Genomic DNA, 20,560 nt, shown 5'->3' with positions numbered 1-20,560 from the left:
GGTGATGAAAATGGAGACGACGGCCAAGCTCGCCTTCAGCTTTATCGGTGTGCTCCTGACCTTCCTCCTGCCCCCTTACCTCGACGGAATAGCGAGAAGGGTTAAGGCAAGGCTCCAGTACAGGCGCGGGCCACCGCTCATGCAGACCTGGTACGACCTCAACAAGCTCTTCAGCCTTCCGTCGGTTAAGCCGACCAAGAGCGCGCTCTTCACCTGGGCGCCTTATCTGGCACTCGCCTCGGCAGTAATCGGCGCGCTCCTCCTTCCCTACGGAAACGTGGTGCCGATTGACATAGGCTTCAACTTAGTGGTGTTCTTCTACGTGATACTGATGGTCAGCGTGTTCCTCATGCTCGCTGGCCTGACAGTCCAGAACGCCTTCAGCCACCTCGGTTCGGCCAGGGAGATGCAGATAATCCTCACCGTCGAGCCCCTCATTGCAATCCTCTACGGAGTCCTCGCTTACAACGCGGGCTCGCTCAACATCTCTGACATCATAGCCAACCTGCACCTCACCCCCTCGCTCGTCATGACCTACGTCCTGCTCGCCTACGCGCTCTACGTCGAGAGCGGCTTCATGCCCTTTGACATAGCGGAGGCGGAGCAGGAGGTTATAGGCGGTCCGCTCAGCGAGTACAGCGGAAGGCTCCTCGGAGTCTTCTACTACGCCATCTACATCAAGCGCTTCGCCCTGCTGTGGTTCTTCGTCAGCCTGCTCGTCCTCCCGTGGGTCGGGCCGATAAACACGACTCTCAAGGCGGCAGAGGTGCTCGCGGTTCAGTTCCTCCTGACGGTGGCGCTGTATCCGGTCATAGCCTCACTCGAAGCAACGAACGCGAGGCTCAGGATTGACCACGTTGTTAAGATGAACACGAGGGCTTTCTTTGCCGGGATAGTTATCCTTGCCATAGCGTTCATGGGGTGGTGAATATGGTAACGACGAGGGATTTGGAGGCTCACTTCGAGTTTGAGTGCAGGGCCTGCGAAAACGGCCACTGCAGGAAGGCTGACGTCGAGACAATCCTCTCTGAGAGAAAGGGCCTGAAGGAGTTTTACGAGGCCTTCAAAGAGCACATTAAAGAGTGCAAGAGGATGACCTACGGGCAGTACATGTTCGTGATTGACAGGGAAGTCCTTCCTGAGGCGGTCCTCTGGTGGCACAACCACCCTGAGTTCAAGGAGACCCACCTCTCGACCGCCGTCGGAACCGACGAGAGGCCACTCAACGGCAAGTTCGTCTACATGCCTTTCCTCAACGTCCAGGTTGAACCGCAGAACATGGACGAGAACTACTGGGTCTTCCTCAAGGCCTACATGCCCGCCGACGACCCGAGTTTCCCGAGCGTCGCGGCCAAGCTCCCCGCAGCGCTGTGGATAGAGAGGGAGGTTAAGGACCTGCTCGGCTTCAACCCAGTTGGCCACCCAGACCCGAGGAGGCTCATCCTTCCTGAGGACTGGCCCGAAGGTGTCTACCCGCTCAGGAAGGACATGGACTACAGGCACTCACCGATGGCAGAGGTTAAGACCGAGTTCAAGGAGAAGCCCGAGGGAACGACGCTCGTCCCGATGGGCCCGGTTCACATGGGTATCGAGGAGCCGGCTCACTTCAGGCTCTTCGTCAAAGGCGAGGAGATAGTTGACGTTGACTACCGCGGCTTCTACTCCCACAGGGGAATCGAGAAGACAGGGGAGGGCAGGCTTACCTACAACCAGGTGCTCTTCCTCGCCGAGAGAATCTGCGGAATCTGTGGCTACCAGCACTCTGTTTCCTACGCGATGGCCGTTGAGAGGCTCGCCGACGTGGAAATCCCTGACAGGGCGCGCTACATAAGAACGCTGATGCTCGAGCTGGAGAGGATTCACAACCACCTGCTCTGGGTCGGAATAGCCGCTCACCTCGTCGGCTACGACACGGGCTTTATGCACGCGTGGAGAATCCGTGAGCCCGTCATGTGGCTTGTCGAGCGCTTAACCGGAAACAGGAAGCAGTACGGAATGAACATCGTCGGTGGAGTTAGAAGGGACATCCTCGACTACCGCAAGGAGGAAATCCTGAAGGTCGTCAAGCAGATACGCGAGGAGACCAAGAAGTTCATCGACATCGCCCTGAACACCAACACATTCATCAAGCGCGCCGAGGGAGTCGGAATCCTGCCTTACAAGATCGCCAAGGCCTACTCCGTCCTCGGACCGACCGCTCGTGCCAGCGGAAGGAGGATTGACACGAGGCTCGACCAGGCGACAAAGACAGCGATGGCCTACAACGAGGTCGACTTCAAGGTTCCGGTCTACAAGGAGGGCGACGTTCTGGCCAGGGTTCTCGTCAGGATGGACGAGCTCTTCGAGAGCCTCTGGATAGTGGAACAGCTCATTGACCAGATGCCCGGCGGAGACATAATGGTTCCGATTGGTGATTTACCCGAGTATGAAGAGGCGTTAGGATTCACCGAGGCCCACCGCGGTGAGGTGGTCCACTACGTCATGACCGGCGAGAAGAACAAGGTCTACCGCTGGAAGGTTAGGGCTCCGACCTACAACAACCTGCCTGCTGTGCCGGAGATGCTCAAGGGCTATCACGTCGCAGACGCACCGCTCATCATAGCGAGCATTGACCCGTGCTACTCCTGTACAGAGAGGGTTCAGTTCGTCGACGTCGAGACGGGCAAGGTGAAGGTCCTAACCGAGGCCGAGTTCAACGAGCTCTCAATCAAGTACAGGGGGGTGTTCTGATGGCCGAGAGCCTCTCCTACACCGAGAAGCTCAAGAAGTGGAACCGCTTCGAGGTCGAGAAGTTCAGCAAGAAAGCCCCTGTCACCACCCCCTATCCTTTTATTGACATCGAGAAGCCACCCGAGTACAGAGGAATCCCGCACATCAACCCCGAGAAGTGCATAGGCTGTGGAGCCTGCGTCAACGCCTGCCCGCCCGATGCCTTAATCCTCGAATGGGACAAAAAGAGGGGCGTCAAGAGGCTCACCTTCAACGCGGCGAGATGTATAAGGTGCCACCGCTGTGTTGAGGTCTGCCCGACTGGAGCTATGGAACCGACTAACATCTTCGAGATAGCTACCGACAACAAGGAGGACCTCGTTGAAGTAGTGGAGCACAAGCTGGCCTACTGCGAGGAGTGCGGTGAGTACCTCGACTTCACCGAGAGGCAGATTGAGTACGTTAAGGCGATTCTGCCCAAGGAAATCATCGATATGTACGCGCTTGAAGATAGGATTGGCCTGACGCAGGAGGCAAAGATGCGCAAGACCGTCGAGAAGCTCAGGGAAACCGAGGGCAACGCATATCCAGCGTTCATACTCGTAAAGAAGGGGGGTGAGGAGTGATGGGAAGAAGGCTCAAGTCCGTCTGGGTCTATCACGTTGATGCGGGTTCATGTAACGGCTGTGACATTGAGGTGCTCGACGTACTCAGCCCCTACTACGACCTCGAGAGGCTCGGTGTCAAGGTCGTCCCCAACCCGAGGCACGCGGATGCGCTCTTCATCACCGGCCCGCTTACAAGGCAGACGAGGATAGCGCTCAAGAAGGCCTATGAGGCTATGCCCCCCAAGCCGAGGATAGTGGTTGCCGTGGGTACGTGCGCCTCGAGCGGTGGAATCTTCTACAACAGCTACGCCCTCTACAACACCTCCCCCCAGCGCGGAAGGGACAGGCTCAGGAGCGGTGGGCCGGAGATGATAGTGCCGATAGACATGTACATCCCCGGCTGTCCGCCGAGCCCGGAGGAGATACTCTACGGCGTGGCCCAGCTCCTCGGCATCAAGGAGAAGAAGATGAAGGGCGAATACTGGATTGCACTCCCGCCGAAGGAGACACCGAGCAAAGAGAACGAGGTCGAGTTCAGAATCCCCGACAGGCCGATACCGCTCCGCTACTGGCTCACCCTTCGCGAGGAGCTCAGGCGCGTCATAGGCTACTACGACAGGGAAGCTGTCCTCAACGACTTCATCGAGCTCGTTGATAGGGCCTTCAAAGAGAGCCCTGAGAACCCGAGGGAGAAGCTCCACGACCTCGTCACGGGATACTTCCTCAAGGAGAAGGACTCCAGGGTAAAGGTCGCCATGCGCTTCCTCGAAAACGAGTTCTGGAGGCTGTACGACGAGTATCACTCCCTTGGAGAGGCCCTCAGGAAGAAGTACCCCGTGACGGCGGGTGTCTGAGGTGCCCTGGAAGCTCTACCGCTTCAAGTACGAGGACTACCCCGAGTATTCGGCCAGGATTACGGGCCACTACGCAGGCGACCTGCTAATCATCGAGGAGGAGGGGGAGCTGAGCGAAGAGGCCGTGAAGCTCATAAAGTCTGCTCTCGGAATAGACGAGAACGCGAGGGCCTTCGACATTGAGGTCAGGGACGTGCTGAGGCTCCCGATTAAAGAGTTGCCCGAGAAGGACAGGAAGGTCTTGCTTGAAGCGGCTGAAAAGCTCGACTCCGAGAGCAAGCTCCACATCGAGTACCGCTACCAGCCGACCTTCGATTAAACTTTTATTTTTCCAGAACTTTTCTCAGGTGGTGGTGAGATGAACGAGGCAAAGCTGAAGATGGCCAAGGAGGAGTTGATTCAAAGGGTAAAAGACTTCTACGGAGACAACCTTCTCTCGATAGTCTTCTACGGGAGGCACCTCCGCGATCCGGACTTTCCAGAGATAGACGTTGTCGTCGTCATAGACAAACCCTACGACCCTGTGAAGATGAACCGCATGGCTGACTTCGTGGAGAACATTCGCGACCCTATAGAGGAGAAGTACGGCTACCACGTCTCCTTCGAGCTCTACACGCGCGAGGAAGCTGAGAACTTCCACTCCGGCTACCTTGACGTTGTGGTTAACTACGAAGTCGCCTACGATAAGGATAACTACTTCCAGAATCTCATGAACGACATGCTGAACCCTAAGAAGGCGATGGACTACGTGAAGTACATCAGCACCATCGAGTACATCCAAGTCGACGAGGAGAGGAAGGAATGATCGGAGCTGTCTTGGCCGGCGGAAGGGGAAAGCGGTTCGGGGGCGACAAGCTACTCTACAGAATCAACGGCAAGCCTTTGATTCTTTACACCATCGAGAGGCTTGAAACCGCCAGAAGAATCGACGAGGTCATCCTCGTTGCCTCAAAGGACAACGCGGAGAAACTGGAAAAGCTTGGCTACCGCGTGGTCGTTGATAACCTGCTGATAGGCCCGATGGGAGGAGTTTACACGGCGCTGGGTCTTGGAGATGCCTTCGTCGTTGCCGGCGACATGCCCCTTATCGTCCCCGAGTTCGTTGATTTCATCATATCCGAATTCAAGAAGAGCGGAAAAACTGCCTGCGTGCCGAGGTGGGGGAACGGCTACCTCGAACCCCTTCACGCCGCTTATTCCAGGGCCTTCCGCGAAGTCCTTGAGGAGAAGATAAAAGCCGGAAACTACGCCCTCAACAGGGCAATCCGTGAGGTCAATCCCTGCTACCTCCCGATAGAGTCCCTCCCCGAGGAGTGGCGCGAGAGTTTCTTCAACGTGAACACCAGAGAAGATTTGGGGAGGATTAAAGGCATTCAGGGAACATTTTTATGATTTCCCTTGTGTTTAGAACTTCTAAAACCGGAACACTCTTAAGCTCTTTATTGTTACTCCACAGAATCGCGTTTAGCTTTAATGCAAGTGCCACAAAGTCAACGTCTTTTGGGTCTGGAGTAATTCTGATGGCAATATCAAGAAAATCAGCGTAGCTTTCATAGTCGATGAAAGTCACATATTTTCTGAGCAGTGTCAAAACTCTCTCGAAGTCTTCATGCGTGAGGTGAGCCTTTCTCCTTATGAGGGTGGAGTAACTCCTTAGCTCATCAAGCAGGTATTCGGGAGCATAAATGGGAGTATCAAGTGAAATGCATAGGATGAGTCTTCTGGTCGTGCTATCCCTCTTAAAAAACGAGAAGAGCACGTTTGTGTCAATCACTATCGGCCTTTTCAAAGAAGGCCCTCCTTTTCCTGCCTATTTCTTCAACTATAACCTCGATATCGTCATCAGTTAGCTCCGAGTTTTTGAGGAGTTCATTGAGCTCTCTGAGTTCCTCTAAGCGTTTTTCCACGAGCTTTGCAAGGCCCTTTGCAAACTCAATATCAACTCCCTCGGGAATCTTAATCGCTACCGTCGGCATGGTCTCACAGAACCACTTACTCATTTTCCATTAAATCCTTTTCCCAAAATCCCCGCTAACAGCTCCGCCAGTCTCTCGGCGCGCTTCTTTATCAGCTCGCTCGGCTCCTGGAAGAGGCCCGTCGAGCCTGGCTGACAGCCTATGAGCACGAACTCAGCGTTAACCATCGTTTTCATGAACTGTGTAACGAACTTCAGCGGAAGGCCGTGCGTCGATATTGCCTCCCCGAGCGTTCCCTCCGGGTCGGCTATGATGTACTCGCCTACTTCACCGCCGAAATCAACGGCGTCAACTAGGACGACGAGGTCAGGGTTGAAGTTAGCTATCTTGCCCGTGTAGTTCTCAGGAACCTCCCCGCAGTTCAGCACGAGGACGTTGGGGTTGTCCAGCAATTCCTTCAGCCTCTCCGCCACGAGCACGCCGAAGGCGTCATCTCCCCTGATGTCGTTCCCGATTCCACATATGACAACTCTTTTTGCATTCTGGAAGAGTTCTTCGAGGTTCATGTTTTCACCCCAGAGTTCTCCATGAATTCATTCTTCGGCCTTAAAATTTTAACCGCTTTGTTGTTGAAATGAAGAAGTACTTCATGCTTTTGAGATAACAAAATCAGCGTTTCTCATTGTAGATCACATCAAAAAGAATTTAGCACTCAATGAGAAGGCTCTTTGGTCTCTAGTTTTTGATTGGAGGTAGGATTTAGAAGATGACCTTTATCACCGCTCGGCGTGGGATTGGTCTGTGCTGGCCCGATCTACCGCGCCCAGACCTCTGAAGAGGGGAACGTAGCTCAGCGGGCCGAGTATCGCCTCACCTATGATACAAACAAGCTCGAGCAGAATATCATAGATTATCAACCAGAACGCCAAAAAGCCGAGTACGGCCCTTTTCTCGTCCCCGTTAAGGGAAGCGAAGAACAGGACGAGGGCGAGCGTTCCAACTGTGCTGGTTGCGAGCGGTGGAAGGGCCTTGGGGAGGAATGCAAGGCTCGTGAAAATCATTGCTCCCGAGAGAAAGCCAAGGATAAATGGATGCGCTGGTGTGAAGGGAACATCCATGCTCCCAAACTTTCTGGCGAGAAGTAAGAGCGCGAGAGCAGAGAAGAGGGCTACTGAATACTGCGCAGGGGAAGGGACATAGCTGGTGAGGTGTGCGAAGGCAAAGGCCGAGGCGCAGAAAGCGAGTGTGGCCAGTAGGACTCCTCGTTTTCCAATGAGAGACTTTCCGCGAAGTTCGGGGTGGAGCAGTTCCACTACCAAAATTGGAATAGCTATGCTCATCGTGGTGTGGTAGATTGTCAGGAGAACGGCCCAGCTCGTGTTCACGCCGAAGACCCTGCCGTAGTCTCTGAGAGCTCCGAGGTCAGGCCAGTCTGGGTCGAACCATGAACGGATTACAACTCCTTCCTCGACGACGCCGTAGAGGGCGCCTAGGAGCATGAGTCCAGCCTGTCCACCACCGAACCTCACCCACGCTTCGCGAATCAGGAGAACGCCAGAACCGTAGAAGAGCCAGAGGAAAGGAAAAGAGAGTGGTTGAACCACCAGCTGGAGCGGATGTGTTGAACCACCGAGAACTTCGGCCAAGAAAGGTGAGAGGAAGGTAAGGAGTAATAGTGTTCGGGTCTCTTGTCTCATAGGCTAAACTTTCCCTGTCTAGGTTAAAACTTTATGCGTGAACTTTCTGGATTTAACTGGCAAAAATAAAACATTGGAACAAAAGAAGAGAAATCACAGCTTCCCCGCAAGCTCCCTTATCTTCTCCGCGAACTCCGTCTTCATGAGCTCCTCGACGTTGCCGACCTTTGCGTCAAGCTCTGGATAGAAGGGTATGCCGATGAGGTACGGGACGTTGTAGCGCTCGGCGAGCTTCCTGACGTCTTCCTCCTCATCAAGCTTCATGTTCTCAACGACGCCGAGGACTTTGTGCTTCTCCTCGAGGAGCAACTGTATGAGCTTTTCCACGACGTTGAGGGCGAGCTTTGACGGAGTTGCAACGACCAGGAACTCACCCCTCTTGAGGAAGCGGAGGACATCCAACAGCTGGTCACCAAGTCCGGGTGGCATATCGATGACGAGGTAGTCGAGCTCGTCCCAGCGCGTTATCGTCAGGAGCTCGATGAGGGCGTCGCTGATTTCCTTACCGCGGAGCGGTGTCGGCCTGTCCTCGGTGTAGTAGGCTATCGTCATGAACTTTATTCCGTGAACGGTAGGTGGAACTACTCCCCTGTCCTCCTCCGGGAACTCCTTCGGCTCGAAGCCGAGAATCACGTGGTCGCTGGCCCCGTGGAAGTCGAGGTCGAGCAGGCCGACCCTGTGGCCCTTCTCGGCCAGGGCCAGTGCGAGGGTCGTCGAGACGAGCGATTTTCCAACTCCGCCCTTTCCGCTGACGACGGGGATTATCCTCCTGACCTTCTCAAGCCTCGCGTTTATGGCTATCTCGCGCGGGTCGATCATGCCTCTCCCTCCTTCTCAATCATAATCCCCGCGACGTAAACGCCTCTTCCCTGGACGACCTCAAAGTCGTGGCTCCCGCACTTCGGGCATGCCAGAAACGCGTGAACGACCTCAGGAATGAAGTGGATGTCCTCCTTTATGCGCTCGTCAAAGCGGTCCTTGACCTCCTTGAGCTTCCAGGTGTGCCCGCAGTTACGGCACTTGAAGACCGCCTCTTCCTCCTCGAAGATTATCTCCGCGCCCTCGGCAATCGTCCCCGCGAACATCTGCTCCATCGCGAACTTCACTATGTCCTCCGCAACGTCCTGAAGTTCGCCGAGAACTACTTTGACAGCCTTTACCTTCTTTGCCCCCTCTCTCTGGGCGTAGTCGAGGACGGTCCTAACTATCGCATCAGCGAGCGCCCACTCGTGCATGGTATCACCGATGAAAATTACCGTGCCACCTTAAAAATGGTTGGGTTTAACACCGGCGGTTAACGGGTGGGGTATAATTTTAGTACTGTGATGTTAGGCCTATCAAAATCGAGACAAAAGCTTATAAATCATTTAAATACTTCTTCATCCATTTGAGTGGCAAAAGAAAATGAGGTGAGTCTAATGAACTACCCAGAACTGGCACTTATAGCCTTCATCCTGAGCATCATATTCTCCATTGGAGGTGTCGGCTCGGCGATAGCGATAGTCCCGGTCATGGGCTGGCTGGGAGTACCTCTCATGACGGCCAAGCCCACTGGTCTCTTCATAAACACGCTCTCGATGCTTTCGGCAACTCTCAAGAACATAAAGCACGGGAAGCTCGACCACCGCTTCGGGCTCCCGATTTTAATCGTCGCAACGGCGATGGCCCCTGTTGGAGCCTACGCGGGCAAGTTCATCCCCAAGGTCTACGTCCTCTGGGTTTTCGTGGCTTTCCTACTGTATTCGGGCACTATGATGATTTTCTTCAAACCCAGGAGAAAGGAGAGGAAAGGTAATCACATCGTCGAGGGCTCTCTCATCGGTGGAATAGCGGGCTTCCTCGGCGGTCTCCTCGGCGTCGGCGGGGGCGGGATAATCAGCCCCGCCCTCATAATGCTCGGCTACGAGCCGAAAAAAGTCGCCGCAACGACCGCGCTGGTCGTGTTCTTCTCATCGCTGAGCGGATTCCTGACCTACTGGGGGATGGGAACGCTGGACTGGGAACTGCTTCTCTGGGTTTCGATTCCAGCTATAGCGGGAGGCTGGCTGGGAACTCATCTCATGCACTTCAAGATGAGCTCGGAGCAGGTAAAAAAGGTGATAGGGGTCATGATGTACCTTATAGCCCTGAAAACGCTCCTCGTGGCTATGGGTTGAACTCGCTCTCGGTTCCCTCCACCTTTTCCTCCTTTTTCTCTCTCAGTGGCTTCGTTATATCGAAGGCCTTTCTTATTATGTTGTTCTCGATGATGAGCTTTTTGACATACTCCTTCGGCGGGAACTCTATCGCGTCGCAGGGGCAGAGCGTTGCGCACGTTGAACAGCCGACCATACAGTTGTAGGGCCTCGCAACGACGGGCTTCCCCTTCTCCCTGTCCCAGTCGAAGACACGCCTTCCACAGGTTATGAAGCAGATTCCACACCCCGCGCATCTGTCGTAGTTTATCCTCGGGTACCATTCTATCTTCTTCCTGTCAACGCCCCACCAAGGGATGACGCTCAGGTCTTTGACGGGCCTTCCAAGGGCGTCTTTCCCTATGACAGGAGCTTCTCCTCCGGCCATTTTATCACCGCCATAGGGAGTTGTTCAAATTGATTTAAAATAATTTTCATATGTTATTGTTTTCAACTAAAAGTTCTGGACGAAGTTGTCCAGAAAAATTTAAATTATTTTCACATGAAAGCTTCTTGATAGAAATGCTCTGCCTGAGGAACGTTGAATACTCTCAAAACGGCAGGAGAATACTCCGCTCGATAAACATGACCTTCAGGGATGGAATGAGCTACTCGATACTCGGGCCGAACGGCGCGGGAAAATCAACGATAGCCCGTATTTTGATGGGGGAGCTTAGACCAACCTCGGGCCAGGTTCTCCTCGATGGCGAGGACGTAACAGGGCTGAGCGTTACGGAGAGGGCAAAGCGGGGAATAAGCATGGCCTGGCAGGAGCCGGCCCGATACGAGGGGATAACCGTGAGGAACTACCTAACGCTCGGCGGGAAGCTCAAAATTGGCGAGGACGGGATAAGGGAAGTCCTTGAGCTCGTTGGCCTTCCCTACGAACTCTACGCCCATCGTTTTGTGGACAAAAGTCTGAGCGGTGGCGAGAGGAAGAGGGTGGAGCTTGCGTCGCTCCTCCTACTGAAACCGAGGTATGCAATTCTCGATGAACCCGACTCTGGCCTTGATATAACGGCGGGGAAGCTGATAGAAGTAATCCTCGACCGCTTCCGGAAGTGCGGAACCACGGTAATCCTAATCACCCACCACGAGGGAATTGCGCTCAAGACGGACTTCGCCTATTTCGTCTGTGGCGGGAGAATCGTCAGAAAGGGCTTCTCGCAGGAGGTTGTCGACTACTATCGGAAAACCTGCAGGAGATGCTCCTTTGCGGAGGGCTGAGGCATGACGATAAAGGTTGACCTCACGAGAGAATACGAGGCGCTGGTTGAGGCCTACCAGCGGGAGGGCCTCGATACATCCCTCTTCGGGGACAGGATAGCGGCGATAATCATCAGCGGGGACAAAATCATCGGCCTCAACAACGTTCCGGGGGTTGAGATAAGGGGCGAGGAGATTGAGAAGGGCGTTAGGGCTGAAGTTAAAATAGCTGAGGGCGTTGAGCTCCCATTCCCAATACACCTCTGCACGGGCTATTTGAAGAGCGAGGGCTACCAGAGGGTTATCTTTGACATAAACGTTGGCAAAAACTCGAAGGTCAGGTTCACCTCCCACTGCATCTTTCCCTACGCCAAGGACTTTACCCACGAGGCAATAGCGAGGATAAAAATCGGGGAAGGTTCGAGCGTGCTCTACGACGACGAGCACGTTCACGGCGAGGGAGTGAGGATGGTTGGTAAAACAGAGGTTGAGGTCGGCAGAAACGCCCGCTACACGGGGAAGTTCACCCTGACGAAGCACAGAGCGAAGGAGCTGAAGCTTGAGATGGTCGCGAGGCTCGGTGAGAGGGCCGTCCTTGAGATTGAGACGAAGGTCAAGGCCGTTAAAGATGATTGTGTTGAGATGAAGGAAGTCGCCTACCTGGAAGGGGCCCACTCGAGGGCGAACCTGAGGAGCACGGCAATAGCCTTTGACAGAGCGAAGGTAAACGTCATAAACGAGGCCTATGGTTTTGGAGACTACGCGAAGGGCCACGTCGAGTGCCACGAAATAGTTAAGGGCGACGCCGACGTCCAGACCGTCCCCCTGCTGAGGGTGAAGAACGATAAGGCCGAGCTCACGCACGAGGCCTCGATAGGCAGGATAAACGAGGCCCAGCTCATCCAGCTCATGGCCAAGGGTCTAACAGAGGACGAGGCGGCGGAGCTCATAATAAAGGGCCTCCTCGGAGAATGGTGAATTGTAAAAAGAAAATCATTCGAGGAGCACGTGCTTCGCTGTTTTCAAACCCGTTACCAGCCATATAGTGAGGAGAAGCCAGTAGAGGGCGAAGCCAAAGCTATCGATAACCCCTATCCCAAAGGCCGTGCCAACGTTGTGCGTTGCCCCCACGTAGGCCCCGAGCGGGAAGATGAAGGCCCACCAGGCGAGGCTGTAGGGCAGGTTGAGCTTCCTGATGTAGTAGATGGTCATTATGATGGCCATCGCCAGCCACCAGACACCGAAGCCCCAGAGGATTAGACCGAAGGCGAAGAACGGTTCTTTGACAGTAAGGAAGTCGCTGGCCTTGACGAGCGCGTAGAGCGTTGAGGTTCCTGCACCTATCGGACCGAGGTTTATCCACACCGCTGGGGCCATACCGCAGGGCATCGGCTCGTGCCTTATGAAGCGGAAAAACACTATCGCGAAGAGGCCGAGGTAGAGGAAGAAGCCCGCTCCCCATGCGAAGTAGTTAACCGCGTAGGCAACCTCCCTGGCAGTTCCCGAGAAGCTCGATATCAAAGCCGCACCGCTCATTGGAATCACAATCAGTCCGACCGGGGGAATGAACCAGGCTGGGGTAACTGACTTGAGGTCTATCTCCCTCTCCACGAACATCAGGTAGGGGATGAGCAGGGCAAAGAATATCGTTAGGACTGCCCCTGGAATCCAGAACGCCTTCGCTATTGCGGTTTTCCTGAGTATGAAGAGGTAGTCCGCCGAGAGTACGAGCATGGCCACGGCTATCGTCCCGTAGAAGTGGCTCACCATTGGGTGCTTGAGGTCTTTCAGGGCGTTTTCCGTGTACTTCACCCACCTGAGGAGCCAGGGGATTAGGAGGACGAAGAACAGGAGTGTGTTGAAGTAAACGAGGAACTCCGCCAGTCCACCCAGGGCCGAAATCCTCGATGAATAAGCTTTGCTGGCCAGAGCCAAGGCCCCAGTCCCCATGACGCTCGCGAACCAGCTCGGCGCGAAGTCCTTTACGCTCACCTTCATCTGCTTCACCGAACGGAAAAATCATATGAAAAAATTTAAACGTTTCCTGAACCCATCGTTGAAAACCGTCTCAATGGCTGTGCTTTTTCCCTCCTTCCCTTTCCTTTTCGCGCTCTATCTTCTCCTTCCAGTAGGGGTCAACCTCGAGGACCTGGTGAATGAACGCCTCGACGACGTCCCTTATTTTTCCATAGGCACCAGTAACGACCTCTATGCCGAGCTCGTTGAAGAATGAGATAGCTCTCTGACCCATCCCGTAGGCGAGGACGACCTCCCCGCCGTGCTCCTTGACGAACCTCGGGAGGTCTCCAGGGCCGTGCTCCTCGAAGGGAACCTCAACGACCTCGAAATCCTTTATTTTGCCGTCTTCAACGTCCACGAAGACAAAATACCTTGCCCTGCCAAAGTGCCCGCTAACTTCGCTTTCTAAGCCTCTGTCATCCACAGCCGGAACCGCTATCCTCATGCCACATCACCCGCTTAATTGAAATTTTTTTCTCATATAAGCTTTGTGCATAGGCACAAAATAATGAAACTCAGCTTCAAGGCTAACTCACTCCCTGAAAATCTCTCCCGTGACAAGGTCTATTCCTACCTTCCTGACCTTGAGCTTCCAGAGCTTCTCGGGCGCTCCGCCTCCAACTTCCCTGTAACCCGCCATCTCGATTATCCCCATGTCCTCGAGGGCAGAGAGGTGGTAGTAGAGCGTTGAGCGGGGCATGTTGAGGCCCCTCTCCTGAAGGGCTTGGTATATCTCGTTCGTTCCCTTTATGCCATCGCTCAGGATTCTTATGATGCTCCGCCTCGGTTCGGCCATTAAGGGCTTGAGGGTCATCATGAGGTTCTTCAAAACTGCCATGTCACCCATCATCCACTTCGGCACCTTCACCACCGTTGATTATTGCTCCCCTATCTTTATAAAATTACCGCTTTTGGGTGATTTTAACTCGAATGTTATAGAAAACTTTATAAAAACTTTTGTGATATTACAAAACAGAAAAGAAGGAGGTGATGGAGGATGTTTGGGATGGTGATACTCACCTACATCCTCGCGAGCGTGTTCGCGATAGCTGGAATGGGAGCGGCGGGAGTGCTCATACCCAACTACATAGCCATGGGGCTGGGCGTTCACGCGGCCATGCTGCTCGGGCTGACCCAGAACACGGCGGAGCTGACCGTGGCAACCGCCATGAACTGGAAGAAGGGCCTCATAGCGTGGAGGAAGGTTGCGAGGGTCTTTGTCCCCGCGGCGCTCTTCGTACCTCTGGGAGCGTACGTGAACGTTCACATCCCGAGGATCTTCGTACTCGTGGCCCTTGCATTGTTCTTCCTCTTCGCCATCTACCGCATGGTTACCGGTGGAGCGGCGGAGGGTGGAGATGGACGGAAGACGTACCTGCTTGGAGCGGTTCAGGGCTTCACCGCGGGGCTCATAGGCGTTGATGCATCGCCCATAGCAATCATAGCCTTCTCGTACCTCTTCAGAAACCCGAAGAAGGTCTCGGCGAACACGGCAGCGACTGCGCTCGGAGTTTCGGGCGTTACCCTGCTGACCTACGCCCTCCTGCTCCCGAGGATACCCATAGCGACTGGAACCCTTGCGGCGATAGCAACCGCTGGCTTCCTCGGCGGGATAACAGGCACGCTCCTGATGCACAGGGTGAAACCACTCCACGTCCGCTACGCAACGATGGGGTTGCTCTCGCTCGCGACCGTTGAGATAATCGCGAAGATACTCACGGCGAACGTGCCAGAGACGCTCCACGTGCTCAGCGTGGGGGCCGTGGTGGGTGCCTTCCTGGCCTTCCTGTACGGAATGGGAAGGCGCATGGCGAGAAGGCCCTCCCCCGCCCCGTGACCCTTTCGTTGTTTGAGCAAAAAGAAGGAGGTGGTTGAGATGCCGTTCGGTGTTCCCGGATGGAAATGGAAGGTTGGAAGGTTTGGCTACGTGATGGGAAACGAGCCGAGCTACGAGGAGATCAGGGCAAGGGCGCTGGCACTGCTCGGGAAGGCCACGAAGGGGCCCGCGTGGCACTGCCGCTGCGGAACCTTCCACGTCCCCCTGCTCGTTGACGGGGAGATAGTCGGGGAGCTCTGGGAGGACGTCGAGCCAAGAGAACTCGAAGTCGGCGCCTACTGGCACGGGAAGTGGGGGACGAAAGTCCAGCTCGTGAAGGACGGAAGGGTGGCGGGCCTCCTATGGCTCGCCTGAACCTTTGTCTTTCTGTTATCCCAGAAGGGATTGCCTCTGGCTCCGCACCATACCTGTACCCATTCCTGTCCAGTAATGTTTTTAAATGTCATGGCAAATTTCATGCGAAAATATGTTCATATGAAATAAACAAAATATGAAAGGGATGATGCCCATGTTTGAAAAACTTGCTAAAAACCTTAAGAAAAACCTCCTCTGGTACTCACTCATTGCCATAGGCTTAGGTTGGGCCCTCGGGCTTGCTTTTCATGACTTTGCAATGGTTCACAAAACCCTACTCAGCAACCTGACGACGGTTCTTGTGTTCCTCATGATATACCCGATGATGGTGAACCTCAACCTGGAGAGGATACCAAAGGTTCTGAAGGAACCGAAGCCAGTCCTCTTAAGCCTCGTCTACAACTTCGTGCTGACTCCCCTCATAGCTTTCCTGCTCGTTAAGGGCTTCATCCACGACCCAAACCTTGCACTCGGCTTCCTCCTCGTCATGCTGGTTCCGGGGTCTTCGATGAGCATAGGCTACACGGGGTTAGCTGGGGGAGACCTCGAAGTTGCCACAGTTGCATTGGGCGTTAACTTCCTGTTAATACCCCTAATGCTTCCACTCTGGGTAAAGCTACTCGGAAGTGCCTATAACGTCCCGGTTCCGCTCCCCCTGCTCCTTAAGACTGTCTTTGTAGTTCTCATACTGCCGATGTTCCTCGGCGACCTTACGAGAAGGCTCCTCATAAGGAGACTTGGCGAGAAAGGGTTCTCAAAACTAAAACCCCTCTTTGGCTCAATTACCATGACAACAATGCTCCTGCTCGTTGGCTTGATATTCTTCATGAAGGCACAGCTGTTACTGAGCAAGTGGTTCATCCTCGTCGAGCTGGCCGTTGTGAACACGGTTTACATGCTCCTAATGCTCGCTCTAATAACGTGGCTGGACAGAGCCCTTGGCCTCAGCTATGAGGAGCATATGGGAATAGTCTTCCTTAGCGTTGGGAAGAACAACGGAACGGCGATAGCTATAGCCACGCTCGCGTTCCAGCCACTCGTAGCGATTCCTGCGGCGACTCTACCGATATTCCAGATAATCTTCCTAATCCTCTACCTGAGGCTCGCGGAGAGGGTAAGGTGCCTTTACGAAGTTGGCGCCTGCTCAAAAGGAAAAAGTGGGGAACCCGAGGTGAGTTGAATGCCCCTAAGGGCAACGCTTCCGAACAACTCCGTCTGCCCTGAAACAAAACTGGAACGGCCAACTCCAAGCTTCACTCTCCACAATTCTTCCTTAACGGGGCGCTGGGGTTATCTATTGAACAAAAGCCTGAACTCTTTTAACTTTCTAAACTTCTCCTATAACCGAGGGGATAATCATGGATAACGCCATAGAAGTCGTCGGGCTCACCAAGTACTACGGTTCCTTTCTCGCCGTTGATAACGTGAGCTTTGAGGTTAAGAAGGGCGAGATTTTCGGCTTCCTCGGTCCGAACGGGGCGGGAAAGACGACTACCGTCAGAACGATTACAGGCGTTCTGAGGCCGAATTCAGGAGAGATAAGGGTTCTCGGCTATGACATGCTCGACGAGAGGGAAAAGATAAAGGCGAGGGAGAGGACGGGCATCGTCCCCGAGATGGCCAACCCTTATGTTGACCTGACGGCGATGCAGAACCTCAGGCTCATGGGCGAGCTCTACGGGATGGGAAGGAGGGAGATAGAGAGGCGCTCGGTTGAGCTCCTCAAGCTCTTCGACCTCTACGAGAAGAGGAACGTGAAGGTAAAAGCTTTTTCCAAGGGCATGAAACAGCGCCTCATCCTCGCGATGGCGATGATAAGCGACCCAGAGCTTTTAATCCTCGACGAACCGACGAGCGGGCTTGACGTCCTAAGCGCACGCCTGATAAAGGACGTCATCCGCGAGGAGAAGAGGAAGGGAAAGACGATATTCATGACGACCCACAACATGGTTGACGCAAACGAGCTGTGCGAGAGGATTGGAATAATAAGGCGGGGAAAGCTAATAGCGATTGACACGCCCGAGAAGCTCAAGCAGCTGGTCAAAGGAAGTGTCTCGGTCGAGGTCAGCTTTGAGCCGATGAAACTCGACCCCTCGGAGATAGCCTCGGCAACGAGGGTTGAGCTGATGGGGGACAAGGCGAGGGTTTTCACGAACGACCCAGATGCAACGGTTAAAGAGCTCGTCCACTACGCCGAGAGAAATAACCTGCGGATAGTGAGCCTGAGAACTCTGTCCCCGTCTCTGGAGGACGTCTTCATCAAGCTGGTGGGTGAGGGGAATGATTGAAACGCTCAAACGCTCCTTCGCCATAGCGAAGAAGGACATGCGCATCTTCTACCTCAAGGGACCGGTTGTAATAATGGGCCTCCTCTTCCCCTTCTTCCTCTTCCTAGCTTTTATGATAGGGCGCAACCTCTCAGGTGGTCATCTCCTCGTTGGCCTAACGGCCATGACGGCATTCTTCACATCCACCGCCGTTGGCCCCACGATAATCCCGTGGGAGTGCAGGGGAAGAACCTTCGAGAGGCTCATAACTGCCCCAGTTTCGCTGACGACGGTGCTCCTCGGCGACTTCCAGGCTTCCCTCTACTTCGGGCTTGCGATAACGTTCGCGATAGCGGTTCCCGCGATGCTCTACCTCTCAGTCCGCCCTGCTATCTGGCTCTTCGTCCTGTCCACGCTCCTGGCCGTCGGGTGCTTCTCTGCGATGACAGTCTTAATGTCCTCCTATCCTCCCACGGACGTTCCCGCCGACGTCATGATGCTGTCGTCGCTCGTTAAGTTCTCGCTCCTCTTCATCAGCGGCATCTTCGTTCCCATTGAGAACCTGCCGGCCTACGGCAGGTGGATTTCCCTCGTCTCGCCGCTGACATACTACGTTGACGCTCTGAGGCATTCACTTGGAAAGGGATATTTACCCGTGTGGCTTGACCTTTTAATGCTGGCCCTGTTTGGCTTTGCGTTCTTCTTCACGGGCACGGCAATCCACAGAAAAGTCCTGGAGAGGAGGTTCACTTAGGCCTAACCATCTCCACTTCTCCCTTTATCTTCTCCGCCCCTACCGTGTTGAAAACAGTTCCGTACTTCTCGGCGAGCTCCTTGACGCGGAGTATCTTCTTCTCAGGCTCATCTGTCACAATTCTGATTTTGTAGGCAATCTCCCTCAGCTGGGGCTCTTTTCTGTCCCTCCATCCCGAGACGGTTATCTCCATGCCATCAACCTTCAGGCGCATCTTCTTGATTAGTCTGCCCCAGTTCACTGTCAGACAACCGCCTATGGCCGCCAGCAGATATTCGGTCGGGTTGGGCCCTGTGTTGTTGCCGTCCGTGTTCGTGTCAATCCTGAATGAGAACTCCCTAACCTTCGCCTCACTCCCAACGTTGCCATCCCATTTGAGTTCGGCCCGATACTCAAGGCGTTCCATGGTTATCCCCGCCCTTTTATGAACTCTGTTTCAGATAAATTTTTTCCACCAAAATCTTAGCGTTCGAAAGCCTTATTATATGCCGGGCAAAGCCACCTTACGGGGATTAAAATGGGCCACTACCATCACCACCACGCTCATGAAGTAAAGGGAAGGTTGCTCTTCTCCTTCGCCCTCAACATCGTCATAACCCTCGCCGAGGTAGTCGGGGGCATCCTCTCGGGCAGTCTGGCCCTTCTCAGCGACTCAGTCCACAACTTGGGCGACAGCATGAGTCTGCTCGCGAGCTACTTCGCGGTAAAAATCGGCGAGCGGAAGGCCAACGAAAAGTACACCTTCGGCTACAGGAGAGCCGAAATCCTCGTGGCGTTCGTCAACTCAGCCGTCCTCGTGGGCGTCTCGCTCTTCCTTCTCGTCGAAGCCTACAGGCGCTATAAGAACCCCGAACCAATAGACGGCCCGCTTATGTTGGTTGTGGCTTTAATCGGCCTCTTCGCCAACCTTTTCTCGGTTCTCCTCCTGCACAGCCACGCGCACGGCCTCAACGTCCGCTCCGCGTACCTGCATCTGTTGAGCGATACCCTCTCCTCGGTGGCCGTCGTCGCGGGTGGAATCGCGATAATAAGATGGAACGTCCTCTGGGTTGACCCGCTCATCACGGTTCTCATAGCGCTCTACATCCTCCGCGAGGCGTACGAAATCCTCAGGGAAAGCATCGAGGTGCTCATGGAGGCATCCCCCGAGCTCGACCTCAGGACGATAAAGGCGGAGCTCGAATCAATCCCCCGCGTTAAGAACGCCCACCACTTCCACGCCTGGCGCGTTGGGGAGGATGAGGTTCACCTCGAGTGCCACCTTGATGTTGAGGACATGCCTCTGAGCGAGGCGCAGAAGATTCTTGACGAGGCCGAAAAGAGGCTGAGGAAGTTTGGAATAACCCATATAACCGTCCAGCTCGAAGTGGACAGGTGTAGGGGCAAGAACATCATCTGCACCGGGAAAAATGATTAAGGTCTCGATTTTGTGCGTGAGGCACACCAAGCTGTTATGAACGCGAAAAATCAATGCCATTTAGCTCTGATGATTGCCGGAAGAAAAAAGAAGAGCACTTCAAGGAGCTTCCGTTAAAGTTAAGGTTCCATCGCGAACTTCAACGCGGTGGGCAAAATGTCCCTAAAGGTCGAGAACGTTGTGGCCTCCATTGACCTGCACGGGGAGATAGACGTTGAGAAAGTTGCTAATGAACTGGACTCAGTGCAGTACAACCCTTCCGTATTCCCCGGAGCCGTTTACAAGATGGAGTCCTTCGGGGTGACGTTTTTGATATTCTACTCAGGGAAGCTCGTCTGCACGGGAGCAAAGAGCGTTGAAACGATTAGGAAAGCCACCGAGAAGCTCAAACGAACGCTTGAAGCCATGGGCATGAAATTTAGAGGAGAGCCCGAGATACAGGTTCAGAACATCGTGGCCGCGGGCGACCTGGGCTTTGGGACGCTCGACCTCGACATCGTCGCACTAACACTCCCGAACGTTGAGTATGAGCCCGAAATCTTTCCCGGTGTGGTCTACAGGGTCAGAAACTCCAGAATGACCATCCTTATATTCAACAGCGGGAAGGTGGTGGTCTCTGGGGCCAGGACGGAGGAAGACATCAGGAGGGCCGTTGAGGAGCTCACCAGGGATTTTGAAAAATACGGCCTGATCTAATATGAGAGGAATGAGGTCATGGCTTTCTCTTCGTTAAATTCACGCGAGCAGT

Annotated in this window: 28 protein-coding genes; 17 read left to right on the top strand and 11 right to left on the bottom strand. The window is 54.3% G+C overall.

The features are described 5' to 3' along the window. Window positions 1–4 precede the first annotated feature (4 nt). The 7 genes from MVO87_RS09685 to mobA are packed head-to-tail and all read left to right on the top strand — an operon-like array spanning window position 5 to window position 5,563. The gene (locus MVO87_RS09685; protein ID WP_297516247.1) at window positions 5–928 is read left to right on the top strand and encodes a respiratory chain complex I subunit 1 family protein; all 924 of its coding nucleotides are present in this window, start codon (window positions 5–7) and stop codon (window positions 926–928) included. Between the two features lie 2 nt (window positions 929–930). Next, window positions 931–2,730 (top strand): hydrogenase large subunit, encoded by a 1,800-nt coding sequence (locus tag MVO87_RS09680; protein WP_297512117.1) that lies wholly within the window; start codon window positions 931–933, stop codon window positions 2,728–2,730. Then, on the top strand, window positions 2,730–3,335 hold the full coding sequence (locus MVO87_RS09675) for a 4Fe-4S dicluster domain-containing protein (protein WP_297512110.1): 606 nt from the start codon (window positions 2,730–2,732) through the stop codon (window positions 3,333–3,335). The genes MVO87_RS09680 and MVO87_RS09675 overlap by 1 nt, the downstream gene beginning before the upstream one ends. Next, the gene (locus MVO87_RS09670; RefSeq protein ID WP_297512112.1) at window positions 3,335–4,171 is read left to right on the top strand and encodes an NADH-quinone oxidoreductase subunit B family protein; all 837 of its coding nucleotides are present in this window, start codon (window positions 3,335–3,337) and stop codon (window positions 4,169–4,171) included. The genes MVO87_RS09675 and MVO87_RS09670 overlap by 1 nt, the downstream gene beginning before the upstream one ends. Before the next feature lies 1 nt (window position 4,172). Continuing rightward, entirely contained in the window at window positions 4,173–4,490 is a 318-nt protein-coding gene (locus MVO87_RS09665; protein WP_297552987.1) for a hypothetical protein, read from the top strand. 39 nt (window positions 4,491–4,529) lie between these two features. Next, the gene (locus tag MVO87_RS09660) at window positions 4,530–4,976 is read left to right on the top strand and encodes a nucleotidyltransferase (RefSeq protein ID WP_297552985.1); all 447 of its coding nucleotides are present in this window, start codon (window positions 4,530–4,532) and stop codon (window positions 4,974–4,976) included. Next, window positions 4,973–5,563, top strand: a complete 591-nt coding sequence (gene mobA / locus MVO87_RS09655; RefSeq protein WP_297552983.1) for a molybdenum cofactor guanylyltransferase MobA — start codon at window positions 4,973–4,975, stop codon at window positions 5,561–5,563. Before MVO87_RS09660 ends, mobA begins: the two co-directional genes overlap by 4 nt. Here the strand turns inward: mobA and MVO87_RS09650 are convergent. The 6 genes from MVO87_RS09650 to hypA all read right to left on the bottom strand — a co-directional run bounded on the left by MVO87_RS09650 (window position 5,535) and on the right by hypA (window position 9,019). Next, complete coding sequence (locus MVO87_RS09650) at window positions 5,535–5,960, bottom strand: PIN domain-containing protein (protein ID WP_297514968.1); 426 nt, start codon at window positions 5,958–5,960, stop codon at window positions 5,535–5,537. The two genes, mobA and MVO87_RS09650, sit on opposite strands and share 29 nt — an antisense overlap. Next, window positions 5,938–6,147: a hypothetical protein gene (locus MVO87_RS09645; RefSeq protein ID WP_297552982.1), complete on the bottom strand. Its 210-nt coding sequence runs from the start codon at window positions 6,145–6,147 to the stop codon at window positions 5,938–5,940. Before MVO87_RS09645 ends, MVO87_RS09650 begins: the two co-directional genes overlap by 23 nt. A gap of 20 nt (window positions 6,148–6,167) precedes the next feature. Beyond that, window positions 6,168–6,653: a hydrogenase maturation protease gene (locus tag MVO87_RS09640; RefSeq protein WP_297514975.1), complete on the bottom strand. Its 486-nt coding sequence runs from the start codon at window positions 6,651–6,653 to the stop codon at window positions 6,168–6,170. A 210-nt stretch (window positions 6,654–6,863) separates the two neighbouring features. Then, window positions 6,864–7,784, bottom strand: a complete 921-nt coding sequence (locus MVO87_RS09635) for an AF_0692 family protein (protein WP_297514978.1) — start codon at window positions 7,782–7,784, stop codon at window positions 6,864–6,866. A 93-nt stretch (window positions 7,785–7,877) separates the two neighbouring features. Then, the gene (locus MVO87_RS09630; RefSeq protein WP_297514981.1) at window positions 7,878–8,603 is read right to left on the bottom strand and encodes an Mrp/NBP35 family ATP-binding protein; all 726 of its coding nucleotides are present in this window, start codon (window positions 8,601–8,603) and stop codon (window positions 7,878–7,880) included. After that, entirely contained in the window at window positions 8,600–9,019 is a 420-nt protein-coding gene (gene hypA / locus MVO87_RS09625) for a hydrogenase nickel incorporation protein HypA (RefSeq protein ID WP_297514985.1), read from the bottom strand. The genes MVO87_RS09630 and hypA overlap by 4 nt, the downstream gene beginning before the upstream one ends. A 183-nt stretch (window positions 9,020–9,202) precedes the next feature. On the opposite strand from hypA, the gene MVO87_RS09620 reads away from it, so the two are divergent. Continuing rightward, entirely contained in the window at window positions 9,203–9,940 is a 738-nt protein-coding gene (locus tag MVO87_RS09620) for a sulfite exporter TauE/SafE family protein (RefSeq protein WP_297514988.1), read from the top strand. On the opposite strand, the gene MVO87_RS09615 is transcribed toward MVO87_RS09620, so the two are convergent. Continuing rightward, on the bottom strand, window positions 9,930–10,346 hold the full coding sequence (locus MVO87_RS09615; RefSeq protein WP_297514991.1) for a 4Fe-4S dicluster domain-containing protein: 417 nt from the start codon (window positions 10,344–10,346) through the stop codon (window positions 9,930–9,932). The genes MVO87_RS09620 and MVO87_RS09615 overlap by 11 nt on opposite strands. Window positions 10,347–10,480: 134 nt before the next feature. Here MVO87_RS09615 and MVO87_RS09610 point away from each other — a divergent pair, with 134 nt between their 5' ends. Together MVO87_RS09610 and MVO87_RS09605 are read left to right on the top strand one after the other, a co-directional pair. Then, the gene (locus tag MVO87_RS09610; protein ID WP_297514994.1) at window positions 10,481–11,185 is read left to right on the top strand and encodes an ATP-binding cassette domain-containing protein; all 705 of its coding nucleotides are present in this window, start codon (window positions 10,481–10,483) and stop codon (window positions 11,183–11,185) included. Between the two features lie 3 nt (window positions 11,186–11,188). Further along, window positions 11,189–12,142 carry a SufB/SufD family protein gene (locus MVO87_RS09605; RefSeq protein ID WP_297552980.1) on the top strand — a complete coding sequence of 318 codons (954 nt, stop codon included), beginning with the start codon at window positions 11,189–11,191 and terminating at the stop codon, window positions 12,140–12,142. Window positions 12,143–12,157: 15 nt separating this feature from the next. Here the strand turns inward: MVO87_RS09605 and MVO87_RS09600 are convergent, their stop codons facing one another. From MVO87_RS09600 to MVO87_RS09590, 3 genes are all read right to left on the bottom strand, one after another. Beyond that, on the bottom strand, window positions 12,158–13,162 hold the full coding sequence (locus MVO87_RS09600) for a TDT family transporter (RefSeq protein ID WP_297513484.1): 1,005 nt from the start codon (window positions 13,160–13,162) through the stop codon (window positions 12,158–12,160). A gap of 70 nt (window positions 13,163–13,232) precedes the next feature. Beyond that, entirely contained in the window at window positions 13,233–13,628 is a 396-nt protein-coding gene (locus MVO87_RS09595) for a NifB/NifX family molybdenum-iron cluster-binding protein (RefSeq protein ID WP_297513456.1), read from the bottom strand. An 87-nt stretch (window positions 13,629–13,715) separates the two neighbouring features. Further along, the gene (locus MVO87_RS09590) at window positions 13,716–14,054 is read right to left on the bottom strand and encodes a helix-turn-helix domain-containing protein (RefSeq protein ID WP_015858460.1); all 339 of its coding nucleotides are present in this window, start codon (window positions 14,052–14,054) and stop codon (window positions 13,716–13,718) included. Window positions 14,055–14,180: 126 nt separating this feature from the next. Here MVO87_RS09590 and MVO87_RS09585 point away from each other — a divergent pair, with 126 nt between their 5' ends. From MVO87_RS09585 to MVO87_RS09565, 5 genes are all read left to right on the top strand, one after another. Beyond that, a complete protein-coding gene (locus MVO87_RS09585) occupies window positions 14,181–15,020 on the top strand; it encodes a sulfite exporter TauE/SafE family protein (protein WP_297513461.1) in 840 nt (279 codons plus the stop codon). A gap of 39 nt (window positions 15,021–15,059) precedes the next feature. Beyond that, window positions 15,060–15,374: a hypothetical protein gene (locus tag MVO87_RS09580; protein ID WP_297513463.1), complete on the top strand. Its 315-nt coding sequence runs from the start codon at window positions 15,060–15,062 to the stop codon at window positions 15,372–15,374. Between the two features lie 145 nt (window positions 15,375–15,519). Further along, window positions 15,520–16,554 carry an arsenic resistance protein gene (locus MVO87_RS09575; RefSeq protein WP_297513465.1) on the top strand — a complete coding sequence of 345 codons (1,035 nt, stop codon included), beginning with the start codon at window positions 15,520–15,522 and terminating at the stop codon, window positions 16,552–16,554. Between the two features lie 178 nt (window positions 16,555–16,732). Next, window positions 16,733–17,662 (top strand): efflux ABC transporter ATPase subunit, DrrA-related, encoded by a 930-nt coding sequence (locus MVO87_RS09570; RefSeq protein WP_297513467.1) that lies wholly within the window; start codon window positions 16,733–16,735, stop codon window positions 17,660–17,662. Then, window positions 17,655–18,395, top strand: a complete 741-nt coding sequence (locus tag MVO87_RS09565; protein WP_297513469.1) for an ABC transporter permease — start codon at window positions 17,655–17,657, stop codon at window positions 18,393–18,395. The genes MVO87_RS09570 and MVO87_RS09565 overlap by 8 nt, the downstream gene beginning before the upstream one ends. Here the strand turns inward: MVO87_RS09565 and MVO87_RS09560 are convergent. Beyond that, entirely contained in the window at window positions 18,388–18,801 is a 414-nt protein-coding gene (locus tag MVO87_RS09560) for an OsmC family protein (RefSeq protein ID WP_297513471.1), read from the bottom strand. The two genes, MVO87_RS09565 and MVO87_RS09560, sit on opposite strands and share 8 nt — an antisense overlap. 111 nt (window positions 18,802–18,912) lie before the next feature. On the opposite strand from MVO87_RS09560, the gene MVO87_RS09555 reads away from it, so the two are divergent. After that, the gene (locus tag MVO87_RS09555) at window positions 18,913–19,812 is read left to right on the top strand and encodes a cation diffusion facilitator family transporter (RefSeq protein ID WP_297513473.1); all 900 of its coding nucleotides are present in this window, start codon (window positions 18,913–18,915) and stop codon (window positions 19,810–19,812) included. A 156-nt stretch (window positions 19,813–19,968) separates the two neighbouring features. Then, window positions 19,969–20,508 carry a TATA-box-binding protein gene (locus tag MVO87_RS09550; protein WP_297513475.1) on the top strand — a complete coding sequence of 180 codons (540 nt, stop codon included), beginning with the start codon at window positions 19,969–19,971 and terminating at the stop codon, window positions 20,506–20,508. The last annotated feature ends 52 nt before the right edge of the window (window positions 20,509–20,560 follow it).

This window comes from Thermococcus sp. (assembly GCF_027063845.1).
Taxonomy (GTDB): Archaea; Methanobacteriota_B; Thermococci; order Thermococcales; family Thermococcaceae; genus Thermococcus.
This window is presented reverse-complemented; position numbering and strand designations above follow the sequence as displayed.